18 protein-coding genes and 1 pseudogene are annotated in these 21,894 nt (G+C 72.1%); 13 read left to right on the top strand and 6 right to left on the bottom strand.

The genetic code is table 11. From position 1 onward, the window contains the following. Nucleotides 1-25: 25 nt before the first annotated feature. The 5 genes from JOE43_RS03245 to JOE43_RS03265 all read right to left on the bottom strand — a co-directional run bounded on the left by JOE43_RS03245 (nucleotide 26) and on the right by JOE43_RS03265 (nucleotide 7,063). Nucleotides 26-1,333: a PLP-dependent aminotransferase family protein gene (locus tag JOE43_RS03245; protein ID WP_209514652.1), complete on the bottom strand. Its 1,308-nt coding sequence runs from the start codon at nucleotides 1,331-1,333 to the stop codon at nucleotides 26-28. Between the two features lie 121 nt (nucleotides 1,334-1,454). Then, nucleotides 1,455-1,781 carry a thioredoxin gene (trxA, locus tag JOE43_RS03250; protein ID WP_209514654.1) on the bottom strand — a complete coding sequence of 109 codons (327 nt, stop codon included), beginning with the start codon at nucleotides 1,779-1,781 and terminating at the stop codon, nucleotides 1,455-1,457. A 42-nt stretch (nucleotides 1,782-1,823) separates the two neighbouring features. Continuing rightward, a complete protein-coding gene (gene trxB / locus JOE43_RS03255; RefSeq protein WP_209514656.1) occupies nucleotides 1,824-2,816 on the bottom strand; it encodes a thioredoxin-disulfide reductase in 993 nt (330 codons plus the stop codon). Nucleotides 2,817-3,032: 216 nt separating this feature from the next. Continuing rightward, nucleotides 3,033-4,703: a murein biosynthesis integral membrane protein MurJ gene (gene murJ, locus JOE43_RS03260; RefSeq protein WP_307803218.1), complete on the bottom strand. Its 1,671-nt coding sequence runs from the start codon at nucleotides 4,701-4,703 to the stop codon at nucleotides 3,033-3,035. Next, nucleotides 4,700-7,063, bottom strand: coding sequence for a DUF6049 family protein (locus tag JOE43_RS03265; protein ID WP_209514658.1), 2,364 nt, complete (start codon nucleotides 7,061-7,063; stop codon nucleotides 4,700-4,702). The genes murJ and JOE43_RS03265 overlap by 4 nt, the downstream gene beginning before the upstream one ends. A 175-nt stretch (nucleotides 7,064-7,238) precedes the next feature. Here JOE43_RS03265 and JOE43_RS03270 point away from each other — a divergent pair, with 175 nt between their 5' ends. The 12 genes and pseudogenes from JOE43_RS03270 (at nucleotide 7,239) to rbsD (ending at nucleotide 18,981) form a co-directional block, all read left to right on the top strand. Beyond that, nucleotides 7,239-8,669, top strand: coding sequence for a CCA tRNA nucleotidyltransferase (locus tag JOE43_RS03270; protein ID WP_209514660.1), 1,431 nt, complete (start codon nucleotides 7,239-7,241; stop codon nucleotides 8,667-8,669). 111 nt (nucleotides 8,670-8,780) lie between these two features. Then, nucleotides 8,781-10,202, top strand: a complete 1,422-nt coding sequence (locus JOE43_RS03275; protein ID WP_209514663.1) for an extracellular solute-binding protein — start codon at nucleotides 8,781-8,783, stop codon at nucleotides 10,200-10,202. 193 nt (nucleotides 10,203-10,395) lie between these two features. Continuing rightward, nucleotides 10,396-10,758, top strand: a pseudogene (gene rpsF / locus JOE43_RS03280) (30S ribosomal protein S6); the annotation flags it as partial. An 87-nt stretch (nucleotides 10,759-10,845) separates the two neighbouring features. Continuing rightward, the gene (locus JOE43_RS03285) at nucleotides 10,846-11,409 is read left to right on the top strand and encodes a single-stranded DNA-binding protein (RefSeq protein ID WP_167260982.1); all 564 of its coding nucleotides are present in this window, start codon (nucleotides 10,846-10,848) and stop codon (nucleotides 11,407-11,409) included. Nucleotides 11,410-11,496: 87 nt separating this feature from the next. Continuing rightward, nucleotides 11,497-11,757, top strand: coding sequence for a 30S ribosomal protein S18 (gene rpsR / locus JOE43_RS03290; RefSeq protein WP_055964231.1), 261 nt, complete (start codon nucleotides 11,497-11,499; stop codon nucleotides 11,755-11,757). Between the two features lie 27 nt (nucleotides 11,758-11,784). Continuing rightward, on the top strand, nucleotides 11,785-12,237 hold the full coding sequence (gene rplI / locus JOE43_RS03295) for a 50S ribosomal protein L9 (RefSeq protein ID WP_056058172.1): 453 nt from the start codon (nucleotides 11,785-11,787) through the stop codon (nucleotides 12,235-12,237). 341 nt (nucleotides 12,238-12,578) lie between these two features. Further along, a complete protein-coding gene (locus JOE43_RS03300) occupies nucleotides 12,579-13,610 on the top strand; it encodes a LacI family DNA-binding transcriptional regulator (RefSeq protein ID WP_167260984.1) in 1,032 nt (343 codons plus the stop codon). Nucleotides 13,611-13,612: 2 nt separating this feature from the next. Then, nucleotides 13,613-15,130: a sugar ABC transporter ATP-binding protein gene (locus JOE43_RS03305; protein WP_209514665.1), complete on the top strand. Its 1,518-nt coding sequence runs from the start codon at nucleotides 13,613-13,615 to the stop codon at nucleotides 15,128-15,130. 32 nt (nucleotides 15,131-15,162) lie between these two features. Continuing rightward, the gene (locus tag JOE43_RS03310; protein WP_056058181.1) at nucleotides 15,163-16,134 is read left to right on the top strand and encodes an ABC transporter permease; all 972 of its coding nucleotides are present in this window, start codon (nucleotides 15,163-15,165) and stop codon (nucleotides 16,132-16,134) included. A 119-nt stretch (nucleotides 16,135-16,253) separates the two neighbouring features. Next, nucleotides 16,254-17,189, top strand: a complete 936-nt coding sequence (locus JOE43_RS03315; protein ID WP_209514667.1) for a substrate-binding domain-containing protein — start codon at nucleotides 16,254-16,256, stop codon at nucleotides 17,187-17,189. Beyond that, a complete protein-coding gene (locus JOE43_RS03320) occupies nucleotides 17,189-18,568 on the top strand; it encodes a ribokinase (protein ID WP_209514669.1) in 1,380 nt (459 codons plus the stop codon). The genes JOE43_RS03315 and JOE43_RS03320 overlap by 1 nt, the downstream gene beginning before the upstream one ends. Next, nucleotides 18,565-18,981: a D-ribose pyranase gene (gene rbsD / locus JOE43_RS03325; RefSeq protein ID WP_209514672.1), complete on the top strand. Its 417-nt coding sequence runs from the start codon at nucleotides 18,565-18,567 to the stop codon at nucleotides 18,979-18,981. Before JOE43_RS03320 ends, rbsD begins: the two co-directional genes overlap by 4 nt. 99 nt (nucleotides 18,982-19,080) lie before the next feature. Here the strand turns inward: rbsD and JOE43_RS03330 are convergent, their stop codons facing one another. Further along, complete coding sequence (locus JOE43_RS03330) at nucleotides 19,081-19,623, bottom strand: hypothetical protein (protein WP_209514674.1); 543 nt, start codon at nucleotides 19,621-19,623, stop codon at nucleotides 19,081-19,083. A gap of 646 nt (nucleotides 19,624-20,269) precedes the next feature. Here JOE43_RS03330 and dnaB point away from each other — a divergent pair. Further along, a complete protein-coding gene (gene dnaB / locus JOE43_RS03335) occupies nucleotides 20,270-21,661 on the top strand; it encodes a replicative DNA helicase (RefSeq protein WP_185230720.1) in 1,392 nt (463 codons plus the stop codon). Nucleotides 21,662-21,894 lie beyond the last annotated feature (233 nt).

Here is a 21,894-nt window from a genome sequence, read left to right on the forward strand (position 1 = left end):
GCGCAATCATCGATTAAATCCCTGGTCAGGAGATGTTGGGGGGCGGCATCGTGACGCCCTGGCGCAGCACCGAGGGCGCCCCGAGCGAGGCCGAGGAGAACGTCGCGAGCAGGTCGAGCTCGCCGTTCACCACGGTGGCGAGCCGGGCCACGCCCGTGCGGATCGCCTCGGGCGTCGGGTAGCAGAAGGAGAGGCGGATGTTCTGGCGACCGCCCCCGTCGGCGAAGAACGCGGTGCCGGGCGTGTACGCGACGAGCTCCTTGACCGCACGGGGCAGCATGGCCTTCGAGTCGAGCTGCTCGGGCAGGGTGACCCAGACGAAGAAGCCGCCGTCGGGCTCCGTCCAGCTGAGCTGGGGGAGGTACTCCCCCAGAGCCGAGAGCATGGCGTCGCGACGCTCCCGGTAGAGACCGCGGAACGTCTCGATCTGGGCCCTCCAGTCGGCCTGGTCGAGGTACTCCGTGATGACGAACTGCCCGAACGAGTTGGGCGAGAGCGTCGCCGACTCGTTGGCGAGGATGAGCTTCTCGCGGATGGCGTGCGGCGCGAGGGCCCAGCCGACCCGGAAGCCGGGGGCGAGGGTCTTCGAGAACGACCCGAGGTAGATGACGCCCTCGTCGTCGACCGAGCGCATCGCCTGCGGCGCCGGCTGGTCGAAGTACAGGAGGCCGTAGGGGTTGTCCTCCAGCACGAGGATGCCGGCGTCGCGGCAGATCTCGAGGATCTCGAGCCGCCGCGCCCACGTGAGCGTGACGCCCGCCGGGTTGTGGAAGTTCGGGATCGTGTAGAGGAACTTGATGGTGCGCCCCTGGGACCGCACCGCGGCGATCGTCTCCCGCAGCGCCTCCGGCACGAGGCCCTCCGAGTCGGTCGCCACGTGCGCGACGTCGGCCTGGTAGGCCTTGAAGACGCCCAGGGCGCCCACGTAGCTCGGCGACTCGGCGAGCACGACGTCGCCCGGGTTGACGAAGAGCCGCGTGACGAGGTCGAGCGCCTGCTGCGAGCCGGTCGTCACGACGACGTCGTCGGCGCTGCCGCGGATGCCCTCCATCGCCATGATCTGCATGATGTGCTCGCGGATCGCCGGGGTGCCCTGGCCCGAGCCGTACTGCAGGGCCATGGCCCCGCCGTTCTGCGACATGACGCGGTCGATGGCGCCTGTGACGAGCTCACGGGGCAGCGCGGAGACGAAGGGCATGCCGCCGGCCAGGGAGACCACCTCGGGGCGGCTGGCGACGGCGAACAGGGCTCGGACCTCGGAGGCGCTCAGGCCGGCCGTACGGTCGGCGTACGAGTCGTACCACGGGTCGAGGTTGGTGCCCTTGTTCGTCATCTGCGTCCCTGTCTGTCGGGGGTGGTGCGGTTCAGGATATGCCCGGAGGCCGCCGGGTACGGCGAGAGCCCGCCCAGCGGGTGTGCTGGGCGGGCTCTCGGGGTGCTGTCGAGGGTGTCGACTACGCGAGGAACTCCGCCAGGTCGGCCTCGAGGGCCGGCTTGGGCTTGGCGCCGATGACGGTCTTGACGACCTGGCCGCCCTGGTAGACCTTCATCGCCGGGATCGACGTGATCTGGTACTGCATGGCGGTCTGCGGGTTGTCGTCGACGTTGAGCTTGACGATCTCGATCTTGCCCGAGTTCTCGGCCGCGATCTGGTCGAGGATGGGCGAGACCGCGCGGCACGGGCCGCACCACTCGGCCCAGAAGTCGACCAGGATCGTCTTGTCGGACTTGAGGACGTCGGCCTCGAAGGACGCGTCGGTGACTGCCTTGGCGGTGCTCATGGTGGTTCCTTTCGTCGTGTGGTTCAGGGGGGTGCGCGAGGGTCAGACGGCCACGGACTCGGCCGTGTCGATCCCCTCGGCGGCGCCGTCGGTGTGCTCGGCTAGAAAGGTCTGGTCGAGGCTGGCGAGGAAGTGCTCGGCGTCGAGCGCCGCGACGACGCCCGACCCGGCGGCGGTGGCCGCCTGGCGGTACGTCGCGTCGATGACGTCGCCCGCGGCGAAGACGCCGCGCAGGTTGGTCTTCGAGCTGCGGCCCTCGACGGCGATGGTGCCGTCGCTGGTCAGGTCGAGCTGGCCGTGCACGAGGTGCACGCGCGGGTCGTTGCCGATCGCGATGAACAGGCCGTCGAGCTCGAGCTCGCTGGTGCCGCCCTCGACGGTGTCGGTGAGCTGCACGCCGGTGGCCTTCTCGCCGCCGAGGATGGCCGTGACCTGCTTGTTGAACAGGAACTCGATCTTCGGGTTGTCGAGGGCACGCTGCTGCATGATCTTCGAGGCGCGCAGCGACTCGGAGCGGTGGATGACGTACACCTTGCTCGCGAAGCGCGTGAGGAAGGTCGCCTCCTCCATCGCGGAGTCGCCGCCGCCGACGACCGCGATCTCCTTCTGCTTGAAGAAGAAGCCGTCGCACGTGGCGCACCAGCTGACGCCGCGGCCGCTCAGGCGCTCCTCGTCGGCGAGGCCGAGCTTGCGGTAGGCGCTGCCCGTGGCGAAGATGACCGACACGGCCTCCTCGACGGCGCCGCTGCCGAGCGTGACCCTCTTGACGTCGCCCGTCAGGTCGACGCTGGTGACGTCGTCGAGCAGCACCTCGGCGCCGAACTTCTCGGCCTGTTCCTGCAGCTTGAACATGAGCTCGGGGCCCTGGATGCCGTCGGGGAACCCGGGGAAGTTCTCGACCTCGGTGGTCTTCATGAGCTCACCGCCCGCCTCGACGGAACTGGCGACGATGAGGGGCTCGAGACCGGCACGGGCCGCGTAGATGCCGGCCGTGTAGCCGGCGGGGCCGGAGCCGATGATGATGATCTGGCGCATGAGCACCTTCCTCGAGGAACGTTCTGGATGGGGTGGGATCGAACCGTCGGGGCCGCGGGGCCCCTGCTGTCTCCCTGGACCGTCTGATCAAACGCATCCTAGCGGCGGGGCATTCCCCGCCCCGGGCCCCCTCCCAGAGGGCGTCCAGGAGGCGCGGCGGAGTCCTCCGGAGAGGGCTCCGGGGAGGCGCGGTGCAGCCCCCGGGGAGGGTCCGCGTCAGCGTCGGCGCAGCTTGCCGGCGAGCGGCGCGAGGCGACGCAGCACCGGCGACAGCAGCTCGACGAGCTCGGGCAGGCGGATCAGCGCGAGCAGGCCGAAGTAGACGAGCGCCATGACGCCCGCGGCCACCACGACGGTGGCCAGCCCGGCGATCCGGCTCGAGTGAGCGAAGCCGTCGGCGACGAAACCCCCGAGGCCGGTGACGACGAGGAGGCCGACGACGCCGGCGAGGAGCGAGAAGAACGCGTACTGGACGTAGCGGCGCAGCACCCACCGGCCGTCGATGCCGCCGAGGCGCCGCTTGACGAGCACGAGCGCGACGACGGTCTGCGCCGAGCCCGCGATCGAGGTCGTGACCGCGATGGCGACGGCGATCCGGTCGTCGGGCACGACGGCCGAGGCGACGAGCGTGCCGACGACGAAGATGCCCGACTGCACGAGCTGCATGAAGAACGGCGTGCGCTGGTCGTGGAGGGCGTAGAAGACCCGCTGCACGACGAACAGCACGCTGAACAGCACGAGCCCCGGCATGAATCCGACGATGACCTGGGCCATCTGGCCGGCGCCGCGGAAGGTGCTCTCGAAGAAGCTCGCGAAGGGGTAGGCAACCACGCACATCGCGACCGTCGCGAACACCATGAACATGCCGATGGTGCGGAGCGACTGCGAGAGGTCGACGCGCACCGAGCGGAGGTCGCCGCGCGAGGCGTGGCCGCTCATGCGGGTGAAGTACGCGGTCGCGATCGACACCGCGACGATGCCGTGCGGGAGCATGAAGAGCAGCCACGCGTTCGCGAGGACGGCGTTGGAGGCGCCGGTGCCGCTGCCCTCGGAGGCCACGCGGCTCTGCACCAGGCCGGCCAGCTGCGTCACGAGCACCATGCCGAAGAGCCAGCCCGCGGCCTTGCCCGTGGCGCCGAGGCCCACCCCGCGCCAACGGAAGTCGGGGCGGTACGTCAGCCCTGCGCGGCGCCAGAACAGCAGCAGGAACCCGGCCTGGGCGAGCACGCCGAGGGTGGCCGTGCCGGCGAGGAGGGTGATGCGCCCCGGGGTCCAGACGTCGACCAGCGAGTTCTCACCGGCGCCGCCGAAGGCGACCATGAAGACGACGAGGCCCGCGATGGCCACGACGTTGTTGATCACGGGCGCCCAGGTGAAGGGGCCGAACACCTGGCGGGCGTTGAGCACCTCGCTGAGCAGCGAGTACATCGCGTAGAAGAAGATCTGGGGGAGGCACCAGTACGCGAACGCGGTCGCCAGCGCCAGCGAGTCGGAGGTGTAACCCCCCTGGCCGGACGAGTTGGCCTGCTGCGCGTAGATCCGCACGAGCACGGGCGCGAGGAGGGTGCCGAGCAGGCCGACCACGGCGAAGAGCATCGTGCCGAGCGTGACCACCTTGTTGATGAAGCGCTGGCCCCCGTCGTCGTCGTGGGTCGCGGCCCGGACGATCTGGGGCACCAGGACGGCGCTGAGCAGGCCGCCGGCGATCAGCGCGTAGATGTTGTTGGGCAGCTGGTTCGCCAGGGCGAAGGAGTCGGCGGCCCGGCTGGCGGTCTGCCCGATCGCGGCCGCGAGCACCGCGGTCTTCACGAAGCCGAGGACGCGCGACACCATCGTGCCGGAGGCCAGGAGCACGCTCGCGCGCCCGAGGCCGGCCTGCCCGCTCACGAGCGGCCCGCCCGTCCGTCGGCGGGGTCGGCGGAGGCGGGGCCGTCGGCCGTGACGGGCTCGAGGCCCTCAGCGCCGTCCGCCCCGCCGAGCCCCTCACGGGCGCGGCGGCGCTTCCGGAAGGTGCGGTACAGCCCGCCGCCGAAGAGCAGCACGAAGCCGACCGCGAAGACCCACGTCAACGCGGTCTCCCACCCGGCCTGCACGTTGACCTGGACGGTGCTCGGGGCGCCGATGACGGCGCCGGTGGCGCTGGCGAGCGTGATGCTGGCCGAGACGGTGCCGTTGGCCACCGACTGCACGGGCACGCGCACGCGGACCTGCGACTGGGCCTGGACGGTGACCGGGATGCCGACCTCCTCGACGGACAGGATGGAGTTCGAGGGCCTCACCGTGACGTAGACGGTCGCCGTGGAGGTCGTGCCGTTCTCGACGTACAACGGCATCGACGAGCGGTCGCCGAGGATGAGCTGGTCGCTGCCCCGCACGACGGAGACGAGCCCGGCGGTCGTGCTCGCCTCCGAGTCGGCCACCGCGACCTCGCTGGCGAGGCCCTCGGTGTTGTCGCGCCACGACTGCGAGGCGAGGCCGAGCAGGCGCAGGCGGACGGCGGCCGTGACGGTCTCCGGCTGCTCGAGTGCGGTGCCGAGGTCGACGACGCGCTGGTCGGCGGCGAGCAGGGTGCGCATCTGCGTGACCCGCGTGGCGTCCTCCGCGCGGTCGACGACGACGGCGCCCGTCTGCGGTGCGTCGAGGGCGTCGCCGAGGCCGACCGTCGTCGTCCAGGGCAGGCCGGCCAGGGCGACGAGCGTCTGGTGCAGGTAGGGGCCCTGGGCCGCCCAGTCGCGGTCGAGGGCGGTGAGCAGGGTGCGCGCGTCGCTCGGCCGCTCACGGGCGACGGTCGCGACGCTCGCCGAGAGCTCGGCCACGGCGGCGGCCCAGGTGGCGTCGTCGGAGGCGCCCGCGGCCTGGCCGACCAGCGCGGTGAGGGAGTCGTCGGAGACGAGGCCCGTCCGCCCGCCGAGGTCGACCGCCGCGTTCTCGGTCGAGTCGGTCGAGCCGTCGACGTTCGAGCTCGACAGGATCGTGCTGGTGGCGCCCGACGCCGTCCAGACGTCGAGGTCGGCCGCGACGGCGGAGTCGTCGACCGGCCAGACGACGCCGGTGTGGCTCCACGGCCAGCTCAGCAGCGACTCCGTGGTCGGGAGGGGCGGGGCCGTCGTGCCGTCGCCCGGCTGCTCGCCGGCACCGGGAGCCTGCCCGCCGGGGTCGGTGCCGGCCCCGGCGTCGTCACCCGCGCCTCCGTGGCCGGCGTCGCCCTGGCCCGCGTCGCCCTCGGTCGGGGTCGACGGGTCGCCCGCGCTCGAGGGCGCGGTCTCGACCTCGGTCGTGGGCGCGGGGGCGGGAGACCCGGTGTCGTCGCCCTCGGCGAAGAGCGACGGGTCGATCAGCGGGTCGAGCGAGAGGGGCACGGGCAGGGAGGCGGCGCCCGCCTGGCTGAGGGCGGCGACGTCGGCGTCGGCCCAGGTGAGGGGGAACGACTCGAGCCCCGACGACTGCAGCTGGTCGAGCCAGGAGAGGGCCGAGGGAGGCGCGGAGCTGCCGAGCAGGCGGATCGACGCGATGATCATCGGGTCGACGGCCACCACGGCGCCCGTGCCCTGGACGGCCCGGAGCTGCCGCGTGAGCGTGCCGTCGACGGACGTGTACGAGGCGAGGGCCGCGGCGTCGAGCACGCCGTTCTCGGTCTCGGGCGTCGTGATCGGCACGGCGACCGCGAGGCGGGTGGGCTGGAACGACTCGCCGGGGAACCACACGACGCTGCTGCGCGTCTGGGCGACCTCCTCGCCGTCGTCGTCGAGCAGCCGGGCCCCCAGGGCGCGGGCGCCCCAGGTGAAGCCGTCGAGGCCGACGTCGGCGGCCGCGACGGTGACCGAGGCCACGGTCTGGGTCGAGCCCGCCGCCACCGCGGGCACGTCGACGCGGGTGAGGTACGAGCCGAGGTAGTCGGAGCCGGAGGTCGAGTCGGGCCGCAGCCAGCTGGCGAGCTTGCCGCGCGTCGCGAAGGCGCCGCGGTCGAGGTAGACGCGGGCGACCCCGGCCGCGACGTCGGTGTCGCTCGCGTTGCGCACGGTGACGTCGAACGTGAGGTCGCGGCCGGGCACGAGGACGCCGTCGGCGGCCGGAGAGAGGGTCAGCGTGACGCCGTCGACGGCCTCGCCCTCGTCGGCGGCCGCGGCCGAGCTGCTCGCTGAGGGGCTCGACGAGCCGGAGGGCGCGGCGGTCGCGGCGGACGGCAGGCCGACGACCACGACGAAGACGGCCGTCAGTGCGGCGAGGAGGGCGTGGAGAGGTCTCATAGGCAGTGTGCCCGCCGAGCACGAGGCGGCCGGTGGGCATGGCGAGTCTAGGGAACCGAGCCCGGGGGCACGCGGTGCGGCACCCGGGAACCCGCCCACCGGAGGGCGAGGACCATCCCTGGGGAGGAGGCGCGCGGCCGGGCCCGGGGAGGTCCCTGTGGCAAAGTGGTGCGTCATGGACACCGTCGCCTCCGCCCTCCAGCGACTGGACCTCCTGGCCGCCACCCCCCGCGTCTCCGCGCTCGCCTCCGCCTTCGCCGCGGCCGGCCACGAGCTGGCGCTCGTCGGCGGCCCCGTCCGCGACGCGTTCCTCGGCCGGCCGGTCAACGACCTCGACTTCACGACCAGCGCCTCCCCCGACGAGATCCTCGCGATCGTCGTGCCGCTCGCCGAGGCCCACTGGGACGTCGGCCGGGCCTTCGGCACGATCGCCGCGCGCGTCGACGGCGAGGTCGTCGAGATCACGACCTACCGCAGCGACGTCTACGACGGCGAGACCCGCAAGCCCGTCGTCGAGTTCGGCGACACCCTCGAGGGCGACCTCGTGCGGCGCGACTTCACCGTCAACTCGATGGCGCTGCGGCTGCCCGAGAAGGTGCTCGTCGACCCGTCCGGCGGCGTCGAGGACCTCCTGGCCCGCCGACTCGCGACGCCGGGCACGGCGGTCGACTCGTTCCGTGACGACCCGCTGCGCATGATGCGGGCCGCACGGTTCACCGCGCAGCTCGGCTTCGAGGTCTCGGAGGAGGTGCGGGAGGCGATGACGACCCGCGCCTCCACCCTCTCCATCGTGTCGGTCGAGCGCGTCGCCGACGAGCTCTCGAAGCTGCTGCGCACCGACACCCCCCGAGACGGTGTCCGCCTGCTGGTCGACACGGGGCTCGCCGACCACGTCGTGCCCGAGCTCGCCGCGATGCGGCTCGAGGTCGACGAGCACCACCACCACAAGGACGTCTACGAGCACAGCCTCACCGTGCTCGACCAGGCCATCGGCTACGAGCGGGAGCGCCACCCGGGCGAGGCCCCCGACCTCACGCTGCGCCTCGCCGCCCTGCTGCACGACTGCGGCAAGCCCGCCACGCGCCGCCTCGAGGCAGGCGGAGTCGTCACCTTCCACCACCACGACGTGGTGGGCGCCAAGCTCGCGAAGAAGAGGCTGAAGGCCCTCCGCTTCGACAACGACACGATCGCCGCCGTCTCGCGCCTGATCGAGCTGCACCTGCGCTTCTTCGGCTACACCGAGGGCGCCTGGACGGACTCGGCCGTCCGCCGCTACGTGCGCGACGCCGGCGACCAGCTGGAGCGGCTGCACATGCTCACCCGCGCCGACGTCACGACCCGCAACCGGCGGAAGGCCGACCGGCTCGGCTTCGCCTACGACGACCTCGAGGCCCGCATCGCCGAGCTGCGCGACCGCGAGGAGCTCGACTCGCTGCGGCCCGACCTCGACGGCGACGAGATCCAGCGCGTGCTCGGCATCTCGCCGAGCCGCGAGGTGGGCGAGGCCTACCGCTTCCTGCTCGAGCTGCGCACCGAGGAGGGGCCGCTGGGCGCCGAGGTCGCCACCGAGCGCCTGCTCGCGTGGTGGGCGGCGCGGCAGGGCTGAGCCCGACCGCGGGTGCCGAACGGGCGCCGGGCCGCTGACCGGCCGCACTGTCCTGTCCGGGGTACGCGGCCCTGCAGACGGGCACCGCGACTCCCCCGGTAGCCTGCTCGCGTGCGCAGCAGACCCCGAGCCGATTCCACCTTCGTCGCGACGTCGGTGGGCGTGCTGATCGTCGCCGCCAGCGCCGTCGGCATCGCCGCCTTCGGGGCGTCGACGGCCCCCGCCCCGGGCACCCGGCTGACGCCGTCGGAGCAGGGCGAGACCACCGTCACCGTCCGCCTCTGGGACGAGACCGTCGCCGCCGGTTACGAGAAGTCGTTCACGGCCTTCGAGCGCGACAACCCCGACATCGACGTCGAGGTCGAGGTCGTGCCCTACGCCGACTACTTCGACCAGCTCGCCGACGACGTCGACGACGGCGACGCGCCCGACGTCTACTGGCTGAACAGCTCGCACTACGACGGCTACGCCGACGCGGGCGACCTCGTCGACGTCGACGCCGTGCTCGGCGACAGCGCCCGCCGCGCCTGGAGCCCGGCCGTCGTCGACCAGTTCACGCACGACGGGTCGCTCTGGGGCGTGCCGCAGCTCAGCGACGGCGGCATCGCGCTCTACTACAACGCCGACCTGCTGGCCGCGGCGGGCGTCGACCCGGCCTCGCTCGACGACCTCACCTGGGCACCCGGCGGCGGCGCCGACGACACCCTGCTGCCGCTGCTCCAGCGCCTCACGCTCGACGACCAGGGCCGGAACGCCGCCGACCCCGCCTTCGACGGCACCGTGACGCAGTACGGCTACAACGCGGGCAACGACCTGCAGGCGATCTGGTACGACTACCTGGGCTCGGCCGGGGGCCGTCTCGAGGACCCGGAGGGCGCCTCCTTCGAGCTGGACACGCCGGAGGCGCAGGCCGCGTTCCAGTACCTGGTCGACCTCGTCGGCGTGCACCGCGTCGCGCCCCCGGCCGCCGCCACGAACGCCGACCCGGACTACAGCCGCGACCAGTTCACGTCGGGCCACATGGCCCTGTTCCAGTCGGGTCTCTACAGCCTCTCGACGGTCGAGAGCCAGGCGCAGTTCGACTGGGGCGTCGCGATGATGCCCGCGGGCCCGGCCGGCCGCGTGAGCGTCTCGAACGGGATCGTGGCCGCGGGCGACGCCCACACCGCGCACCTCGACGACACCGCGAAGGTGCTGGCCTGGCTCGGCTCGACCGACGGCGCCGAGTACATCGGCCGCGACGGGGCCGCCGTGCCCGCGGTCACCGGCGCGCAGGAGCCGTACTACGCGTACTGGGCCTCCCGGGGCGTCGACGTCTCGCCGTTCTTCGACGTGATCGCGTCGGGCGACACCATCCCGGCCCCGACCTCGCTGTACGGCACGGCGCAGCCGGCCCTCGACCCGCTGCTCGACCAGGTGTTCGCGGGCTCGCTGCCGGTGCCCGAGGGGCTGGCGGCGGCGCAGGCCGCGGCGGAGGCGGCGGTCGCGGCCGCGGAACAGGTCAGCGACCCGTCGGCGACGCCCGCGCCGTAGGGCCCTGGACCCGGCCGTCTCGGGGGCCGTGACGGGCCCGCCGGGCTCGACCCGCGCCTCCGGCGTTGTGGCAGGAGGCGTCAGCAGCTACGCTGGGAAGGTTGCGTCTGCCTCTCTGGCCGACTCAGCGTCATGAACACCCTCCTGTCACAGACCGTCTGTGGCCGTCAAGTCCGAAGGAGGTGGGTTAGTCATGCACCAGTACGAACTGATGGTCATCCTGGACCCCGAGATCGATGAGCGCACCGTCGCCCCGAGCTTGGACAAGTTCCTCAACGTCATCCGCGCCGATGGCGGCACCGTCGACAACGTCGACATCTGGGGCCGTCGTCGCCTCGCCTACGAGATCAACAAGAAGTCCGAGGGCATCTACGCCGTCGTCAACCTGACGGCGAACCCGTCGGCCACGGTCGAGCTCGACCGCCAGCTGGGTCTCTCCGAGGCCGTGCTGCGCACGAAGGTCCTCCGCGCCGAGGAGGCCATCGCGATGGTCGCCGCCGCGAAGAAGCTCTCCGACGAGAAGGCCGCCCGCAAGGCCGCCAACGCTGCCGCCGCCCCGGCCGCCGCTGCTGCTCCGGCCGCCGCGGTCGCCGGTGCGTCGCCCGCTGCCCCGTCCGCTCCCGCGAAGGCTGCCGAGTAACCGATGGCAGGCGAGACCGTCATCACAGTGGTGGGCAACCTCACCAGTGACCCCGAGCTGCGCTACACGCAGAACGGGCTCGCGGTCGCGAACTTCACCATCGCGTCGACCCCCCGCACGTTGGACCGCGCGTCCAACGAGTGGAAGGACGGCGAGGCGCTCTTCCTGCGTGCCAGCGTCTGGCGCGAGTTCGCCGAGCACGTGGCCTCCTCTCTGACGAAGGGCTCGCGCGTCATCGTGCAGGGCCGTCTGAAGCAGCGGAGCTACGAGACGAAGGAGGGCGAGAAGCGCACCAGCTTCGAGCTCGACGTCGATGAGATCGGCCCTTCGCTGCGCTACGCGACCGCTCAGGTCACCCGTGCGGCCTCCTCCCGCGAGGGCGGCGGCGGCGGTGGCTCCTTCGGGGGCAACCGCGGCGGCGGCCAGCAGGGCCAGGTCGGCGGCGGCCAGCAGTCCGAGCCGTGGGGCCAGCCCGCGCCGGCCCAGGGGGGCAACTCCCAGGGCGGCGGCGACGTCTGGAACACGCCCGGCGGCGGCGGCACCTACAACGACGAGACCCCCTTCTAGGTCGTCACCGACCTCCCAGGTCGTCTCGTCAGGGGCCTCCCGCCCCACCCCCTCAGAACTTCACCATCACTCGAAAGCAGAACAACAATGGCTGGAAAGAGCAGCGGCGACCGTCGCAAGCCCCTCCGCGGCAAGGGCGGCAAGAACGCCGCTCCCGCGAAGGCGATCCGCGTCGGCGTCATCGACTACAAGGACGTCGCGACCCTCCGCAAGTTCATCTCGGAGCGTGGAAAGATCCGCGCCCGTCGCATCACCGGCGTCTCCGTCCAGGAGCAGCGCCTCATCGCCCGTGCCGTGAAGAACGCCCGCGAGATGGCGCTCCTCCCCTACGCCGGCTCCGGCCGCTGATCCAGCGCCGACTGAAGGAGAAGCACCATGTCGAAAGTAATCCTCACGCACGAGGTCTCCGGCCTCGGCTCGGCCGGTGACGTCGTCGACGTCAAGAACGGCTACGCGCGCAACTACCTCGTCCCCCAGGGCTTCGCCGTGGCGTGGAGCCGCGGTGGCGAGAAGCAGGTCGCGCAGATCCGCACGGCCCGCGAGACCCGCGAGCTCAAGACGATCGAGGAGGCCCACGACCTCAAGCAGCGTCTCGAGGCCCAGAAGATCCGTCTCACCGTCAAGACCGGTGCCGACGGCCGCCTCTTCGGCTCCGTCCGCCCCGGCGACGTGGCCGACGCCGTGACCGCCCAGGGCGTCGCGACGATCGACAAGCGCAAGGTCGAGATCCCCTCGGCGATCAAGGTGACGGGTGAGCACGAAGCCACCCTCCGCCTGCGCGAGGACGTCATCGCCACGATCACCCTCACGGTGGTCTCCGCGAAGTAGCTCCACCCGCAGCACCTGCACCGTCACGAGAGCGGCGGCCCCCTCGGGGGTCGCCGCTCTCGTGCGTCGTGGGGGCGGGTGCGGGTGCGGGGGGCGTGGGGCGCCCCGCGCCCGCGTCGAACCCGCGATCGGACATCGCACCCCGGTGCGCCCGGGTGCGATGTCCGATCGCGGGTTCTTCGTGGGGGTCGCCCCCGGGAGGCGCGGTCGGCACAGCCAGGGAGGCGCGGGTTGACAGGGCGGGGAGGCGCGGGTTGACAGGGCGGGAACGCTCGCGTACGGTCATGGAATCGATTCCATGGAATCGATTCCACAGCCCCACTACGACGAGGTAGAGCCCGATGAACGCCGTCACGATCAAGGACGTCGCCACGCGCGCCGGAGTGTCCCCGGCCACCGCGTCGCGGGTGCTGTCGGGCAACCCGTCGACCTCCGCCGAGTCGCGCGAACTCGTCGAGCGGGCCGTCCGCGAGCTCGACTTCCGGCCCAACGCGCAGGCCAGGGCCCTCCGCTCGACGCGCTCCGACACCGTGGGCCTGCTCGTCTCCGACGTGCGCAACCCGTTCTTCGCCGACCTGGCCCACACCATCGAGCAGGCGCTGCTCGAGCTCGGCTACGTCACGCTGCTCGGCAACGCCAACGAGAACCAGCAGCAGCAGGACCGCTACCTCGACACCCTCATCTCGCGCCGCGTCGACGGCGTCGTCGTCGCCCCGCAGGGCACCGACTCCGCCAGCATCGAGGCGCTGCTCGCCCGTGAGGTGCCGACCGTCTTCGTCGACCGCACGGTGCCCGGCCTCGACGTGCCGAGCGTCACGACCGACAGCGGCCCCGGCATCCGCGCCGCGGTGCGCCACCTCGCCGAGCTCGGCCACACCCGCGTCGGCTACATCGCCGGCCCGCAGAGCGTCTCGACCGGCCGTGAGCGGCTCGAGTCGTGGACGGCCGCGATCGCCGAGCAGGGCCTCAGCGACGACCCGGCGCTCGTGCACGTCGGCGACTTCCAGTCGGCCAGCGGCTCGGCGGCGGTGCACGCTTTCCTCAGCCTCGACGAGCCGCCGACCGCCATCCTCGCCGCCGACAGCCTGATGGCAGTCGGAGCCATCGCGATGCTGCACCGCCTCGACCTGCGCATCGGCCGCGACGTCGCGGTCGTCGCCTTCGACGACATCGAGTGGTTCTCGCTCATCGACCCCGCGCTCACCGTCATCTCGCACAGCGTGGAGGACATGGGCGCCACCGCCGTCGCACTGCTCCAGGAGGTCATCTCCGGGGGGCGACCGGAGTCGGTGACGCTCGTGAGCGAACTGGTGATCCGCGCCTCCTCGTCCTCCCCCGTCCCGACACCGCCCCGATCCCTCGGCAGGAACTGACCATGACCCCCACGATCGACGACGATCGCCCGCTGCTCACCCTCGACCACGTCAGCAAGTCGTTCGGCCCGGTGACGGTGATCGACGACGTCACCGTGCACGTCCGTGCCGGGAAGGTGCAGGTGCTGCTCGGCGAGAACGGCGCGGGCAAGTCCACGCTGATCAAGATGATGTCGGGCGTCTACCAGCCCGACGGCGGCCGCGTGCTCGTCGACGGTGAGCCCGTCTCGCTGCCCGGCACGCTCGCGGCCGAGAAGCTCGGCATCGCGACGATCCACCAGGAGCTCAACCTCGTCGCCTCGCTCAGCGTCGCCGAGAACGTGATGATGGGCCGCTTCCCGCGCAGGTTCGGCATCGTCGACCGCCGCGAGCTCAAGCGCCGCGCCCGCGCCGCCCTCGAGATGATCGGCCTCGACGTCGACGTCGACACGAAGGTCGGCACGCTCGGCATCGCCCGCCAGCAGCTCGTCGAGATCGCGAAGGCGCTGAGCATCGACGCGCGCATCCTCATCCTCGACGAGCCGACCGCGGCCCTGACCCGCCACGAGACCGAGCAGCTCTTCTCCGTCGTCGCGCAGCTGCGGGCCCGCGGCGTCGGCATGCTCTTCATCAGCCACCACCTCGACGAGATCGCCGAGATCGGCGACACCGTTGCCGTGCTGCGCGACGGCAAGTTCGTCGCCGAGGTGCCCGCGAGCACCGCCGAGGCCGAGCTCGTGCGCCTGATGGTCGGCCGCGACATCGACGAGCAGTACCCGCGCGGCACGGGCCCGGCCGACTCGGCCGAGGAGGTGCTGCGCGTCGAGGGCCTCACCTCGAGCGTCTTCCGCGACGTCAGCTTCACGGTGCACGCCGGCGAGGTGCTCGGCATCGCCGGGCTCGTCGGCGCCGGCCGCACCGAGGTGGTCCGGGCGATCGCGGGAGTCGACAAGTACGACTCCGGCACCGTCAGCGTCCGCGGCGTGGTGCTGAAGAAGGGCGACGTCGCCGGCGCGATCGCCGCGGGCGTCGGCCACGTGCCCGAGGACAGGAAGGCGCAGGGCCTCGTGCTGGGCGCCTCCGTCAACGACAACCTCGGCTACGCGACGTTGGCCCGAAGCGCGAGGGCCGGGCTGGTCGACTTCGCCGGGCAGCGCTCGGCGGCCGAGGCGGTCGCGTCGCGCCTCCGCATCAGGATGCGCGACATCGACCAGGAGATCGGCTCACTCTCCGGGGGCAACCAGCAGAAGGTCGTCTTCGGCCGCTGGATCATCGCCGGCTCGACCGTGCTGCTGCTCGACGAGCCCACCCGCGGCGTCGACGTGGGAGCGAAGGTCGAGATCTACGAGCTCGTCAACGCCATCACGGCCGCCGGCGGAGCCGTCGTCATGGTCAGCAGCGAGCTGCCCGAGGTGATGGGCATGAGCGACCGGATCCTCGTCATGCGCGACGGCGTCGTCGCCGGCGAGGTCGCCGCGGCCGACGCCACGCAGGACGCCCTGATGACGCTCGCCGCCCGCGACGTCGCCCCCACGAACTGACCCCGACAGACGAACCCAGGAAGACGACCCAGATGACCACCACCACCGTGAAGGCGCAGCGACGCTCCTTCGACATCAAGGCGTTCCTCGCCGCCAACGGCGCCCTCGTCGGGCTCGTCGTGCTCTGCCTCGCGCTGTTCATCGCGACGCCGGACTTCCTCACCGGGCGCAACCTGCTCAACATCGGCATCCAGGTGTCGACGGTCGCCGTGCTGGCCTTCGGCATGACCTTCGTCATCGTCGCCGGCGGCATCGACCTCTCGGTCGGGTCGGTCGCGGCCCTCTCGGCCATGGTGTCGGGCTGGTTCTTCGCCACGGCGGGGCTGCCCGGCGGGCTGGCGCTCGTGCTGGGGCTCGGCACGGGCCTCCTCGCCGGCGTCGTCAACGGCCTGGCGAGCGCGTACGGCAAGCTGCCGTCGTTCATCGCGACGCTCGCGATGCTCAGCGTGGCGCGGGGGCTCACCCTCGTGGTCTCCGACGGTCGCCCGATCGCGACTCCCCCGGCCGTCTCCTTCCTCGGCGGCAACGTCGGGCCGGTGCCCGTGCCGATCATCGTGCTGGTGATCGCGGCCGCGATCGCGTCGTTCATCCTCAACCGAACCGTCATCGGCCGCTCGATGTACGCCGTCGGCGGCAACGCCGAGGCCGCGCGCCTGTCGGGCCTGCCCGTCAAGCGCATCGTCGTGGTCGTCTTCGGCCTCGCCGGGCTGTTCGCCGCGCTGGCGGGCCTGCTGCTCGCCGGCCGCCTCGACTCGGCGCAGCCGCAGGCGGCCTCGGGCTACGAGCTCGACGCGATCGCCGCCGTCGTCATCGGCGGCGCGAGCCTGGCCGGCGGCGTCGGGCGCATCTCGGGCACGATCATCGGCGCGCTCGTGCTCGTCGTGATCCGCAACGGGCTCAACCTGCTGAACGTCACGTCGTTCTGGCAGCAGGTCGTCATCGGCGTCGTCATCGCGCTGGCGGTCGGCGTCGACGTGCTGCGGCGAAAGACGCGCAACGCCTGACGCTCGGCGCCAGGGCACTCGGGGCGAGCGCGCCCCGGGTGCCGGCACCGCGCCTCCCGCGCTCCCCTTCCTCTTCTCCCCCACCCCCACCCCCACCCGCACCCCACGAAGGACCCACGATGAAGTCGACCTCGTTCCGCAAGACCGCCACGATCGCGGCGATCGCCGCCCTGATCACGACCGGCGCCGCCGGCTGCAACCGCACACCCGCGGGTGAAGCTGACAAGCCCACCGTCGTGCTCTCGCTCAGCACCCTCAACAACCCGTTCTTCGTCGAGCTGCGCGACGGCGCCGTCGCCGAGGCGAAGAAGCAGGGCGTCGACCTCGAGGTGGTCGACGCGCAGAACGACTCCGCCACGCAGGCGAACCAGCTCGCGACGGCCGCCTCGAGCGCCGACGCGGTCATCCTCAACGCGGTCGACAGCGACGCCGCCGGCCCCGCCGCGAAGCAGCTCAACGACTCGTCGGTCCCGATCGTCGCCGTCGACCGGGCCGTCAACGGCGCCGACGTCGCGTCGTTCGTCGCGAGCGACAACGTGGCCGGCGGCAAGCAGGCCGCCGACGCCCTCGCCGCCGCCATCGGTGAGAAGGGCGAGGTGATCGTGCTGCAGGGCGTCGCGGGCACCTCGGCCAGCCGTGACCGCGGCCAGGGCTTCGCCGACGGCATCGCCGCCTACCCGGGCATCACCGTGGTCGGCCAGCAGACGGCGAACTTCGACCGCGCCACCGCGCTCGACGTGACCACCAACCTGCTGCAGGCGCACCCCGACGCGGTCGGCGTCTTCGCCGAGAACGACGAGATGGGCCTCGGAGCGATCCAGGCGCTCGGCTCGCGCGCCGGCACCGACGTGAAGGTCGCGGCCTTCGACGGCACCGAGGACGGCCTGAAGGCGGTCGAGGCCGGCACCCTGTCGAGCACGATCGCCCAGCAGCCCGCCAAGCTGGGTGCACTGGCCGTCGACCAGGCCGTCAAGGCGATCGACGACGACGGGGCGGCCGACGAGGCCGTCGACGTCATCACGGTGACGAAGGAGAACGTGGGTGACTTCAGCTGATGAGCAGTGCGGATGAGGCGGGTGCGGGTGCGGCGGCTGCCGGGCAGGTCGGTGCGGGCGGCGACGCCGGCGCGGCCGGTGCCGGGCAGGTCGGGACCGAGGGAGGCGCGGGGTACGGCCTCGAGGCCGGGATCGTCGGTGACGTGACCGGCTCGGGGGAGCCGCGCCGCGCCTCCGGCGGGCCTGCGGCGGGTGATGAGGCCGGGGCCGACGCCCAGGACTCCCCCGCCGACGGCGCCCGCTCGGGCTCGGACGCCGGCACCGGCACCGGCACCGGCACGGTCGTCGTGGTCGGGTCGATCAACGTCGACCAGGTCGTGACCGTGGCGCGCCTGCCTCGTCCGGGCGAGACGCTCATCGGCACCGGCATGGTGCTGCTGCCCGGCGGCAAGGGCGCGAACCAGGCCGTCGCGGCCGCGCGTCGCGGGGCGTCGACCGTCATGGTCGGGGCCGTCGGCGACGACGTGCACGCGGCGGCGGCGACCCCGCTGCTGACCGAGAGCGGTGTCGACACCTCGCGCGTCGAGGTCGTGGCCGGCCCCACCGGGCTGGCCGTGGTCAGCGTCGGCGACGACGCCGAGAACACGATCGTCGTCGTGCCGGGCGCGAACGCGTCGGTCGGGCACGACGCCGTGGAGCGTCACGCCGACGTGCTGCGCTCGGCGGCGGTGGTCGTGCTGCAGGGCGAGATCCCGGCCGACGGCATCGAGCACGCGGCGCGGCTCGCGACCGGGCGGGTGCTGCTGAACCTGGCGCCCGTGGTCGCGGTCGACGCGGAGGTCGTGCGGCTGGCCGACCCGCTGGTGCTCAACGAGCACGAGGGGCGCCTGCTGCTGGCGGCGCTCGAGGGCTCGGCGTCGGTCGCCGACGCCGCTGAGCTCGGTGAGGACGCCGTCTCGTCGGTCTCGCTCTTCTCCGACTCGCCCGAGGGCGGACCCACCGACGGCTCGGACGGCCTGGGGGAGGCGCGCGACGCGGACGCCGCGGTCGTCACCGCCCTGCGCCAGCACGGGGTGCCCTCGGTGGTGCTCACGCGCGGGAGTGCGGGTGCGATCGTCTCGGACGCAACCGGCCTGCACCACGTCGCGTCGCCGCGCGTGGCGGCGGTCGACTCGTCGGGGGCCGGGGACGCGTTCGTCGGGGCCCTGGCGGCCCGGCTCGCGGCGGGGGCGACCCTGCTCGAGGCGGCGCACGAGGCCGTGCGGGTGGGGGCGTACTCGGTGACGGGTGCGGGGACGCAGCCGTCGTACCCGGGGCTGGGGGACGAGCTGCCGTCTGTGGAGTCTGTGGACTCCGACCTGGACGGTGACGCTGCTGCTCCTGGGGACGGTGGGGGCGCCTCCTCGGGGGCCGGCTCTGCTGCTGAGGGCCGCGCGTGAAGCGCGGCGGACTGCTCAACGCGCAGCTGAACGAGGCGATCAGCCGGCTCGGGCACGGCGACCTGGTGGTCGTGGCCGACTGCGGGCTGCCACAGCCGGTCGGCGTGCCGGTCGTCGATCTGGCGGTGGTGCACGGGCTGCCGAGCTTCGCCGGGGTGCTGGACGCGCTGCTGGGCGACCTGGTCGTCGAGGGCGTGACGGCGGCGTCGGAGAGCCGCGGGGCTGCTGCCGGTGAGGTGATCGACGCGCGGTTCGGGGCGGGCGGCGGCGACGGGCTCGGGCTCGGGCTCGAGGTGGCGCACGTGTCGCACGAGGAGCTCAAGCGGCTCAGCGGCACCGCGCGGCTGTTCGTGCGCACCGGCGAGGCGACCCCGTTCGCGAACGTGGTGCTGCGCTGCGGGGTGCCGTTCTAGCTGCCGGCTCGCCCCGCCGTTGAACCCGGCATCGGACATCGCACCCTGGTGTGCCGGGGTTCGATGTCCGATCGCGGGTTCTTCGCGGGGCGGCACGCGTCAGAACGTGACCCACGACGAGGCCCGGTCGCCGTCGAGCTCGGCGAGGGCCCGGCGGCGGTCGCGGGCGGCGCGTCGGCGGTCGCGGGCGGCCGCAGAGCGCTCGGCGAGGAGCGGCCCCAGCGCGCCGAACACGACGCCCGGCAGCACCCAGCCGGGCCACGGCAGCACGAACCCGCCCACGAGCACCATGGCCGTCGTCGACAGCGCCGCCGAGATCGAGCCCAGCACCAGGACGCGGAGGCGCGGTGAGGCCCCCGCGAGGACGGGCCGGAAGAGCGACACCAGCGCCCCGAGCAGCGCCCCGGCGACGAGGCCGACCGGGACGGCGAGGCAGGCGAAGAGCAGCCACGCGATGACGAGGCCGGGGACGGCAGCCCACGAGCTGCTCAGGAGGTCGCCGTCGGTGGTGAGCGTGAGGGCGGAGGCGGTCACGGGGGAGACGAGCCCGGCGGCGGCGCCGACGAGCAGCCCGGTGAGGGCGTAGGTGCCGGTGCGGGTCGAGGCGTCGCGCAGCGCGAGGGTGGAGGGGCCGTCGGTCATGCCCGCCTCCCTGCCGTCCGGTCTCCGGGCGTGGTCGCCCGTGCTGACTCCATCCAGGCCCACGCGGGCCTCGCGCGCAACCCCACGAACCGCGTTCCGAACGATGAACCGCGTTCTGCCGCGGTTCATGGTTCGGAACGCGGTTCTTCGCTGTGCGGGCGGCGGACCCGGGGGAGTCGCGGGTCGGCTCGGGCGCCCGCCACCCCCGAACGAGGGGGTTGCCGGAAGCTGAACACGAGCCGTGCCCGTACAGGTCCGCGAGCCCCCGTGTCAAATCTCTCGTCCACAGGCAGTTGTCAAATCGGGAGTCTCAACTCCTGGTTCAGACTATTTTCTGCACACAGGGTGGGGAAACGGAAAACCCAGGTCAAAGCCGGTAGATCGGCCGGAATCCCCATTTTCTCCACAGGTCGATCCACAGTTGTCCCCAACCGCCTCCGGCGTTTCTCACCGGTTCTCCCCAGAGTTATCCACAGGGCTGTTTGCTGTGGAGAACTAGGTGTCCATAAGGTGTACCAGCGCTCGTCAGGGTGGGTCGCGACGGTCTGGTCAGGGGTTGTCGGGGGTCTGCCGTAGAACGGTCTCGAGCGCCTCCCGTGCTGCCCGGCACGGCCCCGAACACCGTCTCTTCTCCTCCGGAGGTCCCATGTCGATCGCCCACCTCGGTCTCGCCAGCGACACCAGCGACCGCGACCGGAAGGGCGGCGGCGACCGCGGCAACATGATGGACCGCGTGCCCCCGCACGACCTCCTCGCCGAGCAGAGCACCATCGGCGGCATGCTGCTCAGCAAGGACGCCGTGGCCGACGTCATCGAGACGGTGCGCGGCATGGACTTCTACGTGCCGAAGCACGAGGTCATCTACGACGCCATCCTCGGCCTGTACTCGCACGGCGAGCCCACCGACGTCATCACGGTCAGCGACGAGCTGATGAAGTCGGGCGACCTGTCGAGGGCCGGAGGCGCGGAGTACCTCCACACGCTGACCGGCGTCGTGCCCACGGCCGCGAACGCCGGCTACTACGCCTCGATCGTGGCGGAGAAGGCGGTGCTGCGGCGCCTCGTCGAGGCCGGCACGCGCATCGTGCAGATGGGCTACGCGAGCGAGGGCGAGGTCGTCGACCTGGTCAACAACGCGCAGGCCGAGGTCTACAACGTGGCCGGGGGAGTCCAGACCGAGGACTACGTGCCGCTGAACGAGGCCGTGACGGTCGCGATCGACGAGATCGAGGCGGCGAAGGGCCGTGACGGTCAGATGACCGGCGTTCCGACCGGCTTCGCGCAGCTCGATGCCCTGACGAACGGGTTCCACCCCGGGCAGCTGATCATCGTGGCGGCGCGACCGGCGCTCGGCAAGTCGACGTTGGCGCTCGACCTGGCGCGGGCGGCGTCGATCAAGCACGGGCAGGCGTCGGTGTTCTTCTCGCTCGAGATGGGGCGCAGTGAGATCGCGATGCGTCTGATGTCGGCGGAGTCGAGCGTGCCGCTGCAGAACATGCGCAAGGGAACGGTGGATGCGCGTGACTGGACGAACATCGCCCAGGTGCGAGGTCGGATCAACGACGCCCCGCTCTTCATCGATGACTCGCCGAACATGACGCTGGTCGAGATCCGGGCGAAGTGCCGTCGTCTGAAGCAGCAGCACAACTTGAAGCTGGTCGTGATCGACTACCTGCAGCTGATGACGTCGGGCAAGCGGGTGGAGAGCCGTCAGCAGGAGGTCTCGGAGTTCTCGCGAGCCCTGAAGCTGATGGCGAAGGAGCTGCAGGTGCCGGTGATCGCGCTGTCGCAGCTGAACCGTGGCCCCGAGCAGCGTGCCGACAAGAAGCCCGCGATCAGCGACCTCCGTGAGTCGGGGTCGCTCGAGCAGGACGCCGACATGGTCATCCTGCTTCACCGTGAGTCCGCCTACGAGAAGGACAACCCGCGCCAGGGCGAGGCCGACTTCATCGTCGCGAAGCACCGCAACGGGCCGACGGACACGATCACGGTGGCGTTCCACGGGATGTTCTCGCGGTTCGTTGATATGCCTAGCTAGGATACTGGCGCCTCACGAACACGATGTCTCCTTTGCGTCCGATAGACGTCAGAGATTCTTGTCACGTTAGCCACCATCTGACCGCACGGGGAGACCTGTGTATCCCGTGTTGAGGTGTCCAGTTCCAAAACTTGGTCTCTTCTCGGGGCCCATACGTACCTAAGCCGACAGATGATTTACTCCGACCCTCACGGGGGTAACGGGCGCGATCAGCCGCCGTCGCTTGCCGAATC

The sequence above is a fragment of the Frigoribacterium sp. PvP121 genome (genome assembly GCF_017833115.1).
GTDB classification, from domain to species: Bacteria; Actinomycetota; Actinomycetes; order Actinomycetales; family Microbacteriaceae; genus Frigoribacterium; species Frigoribacterium endophyticum.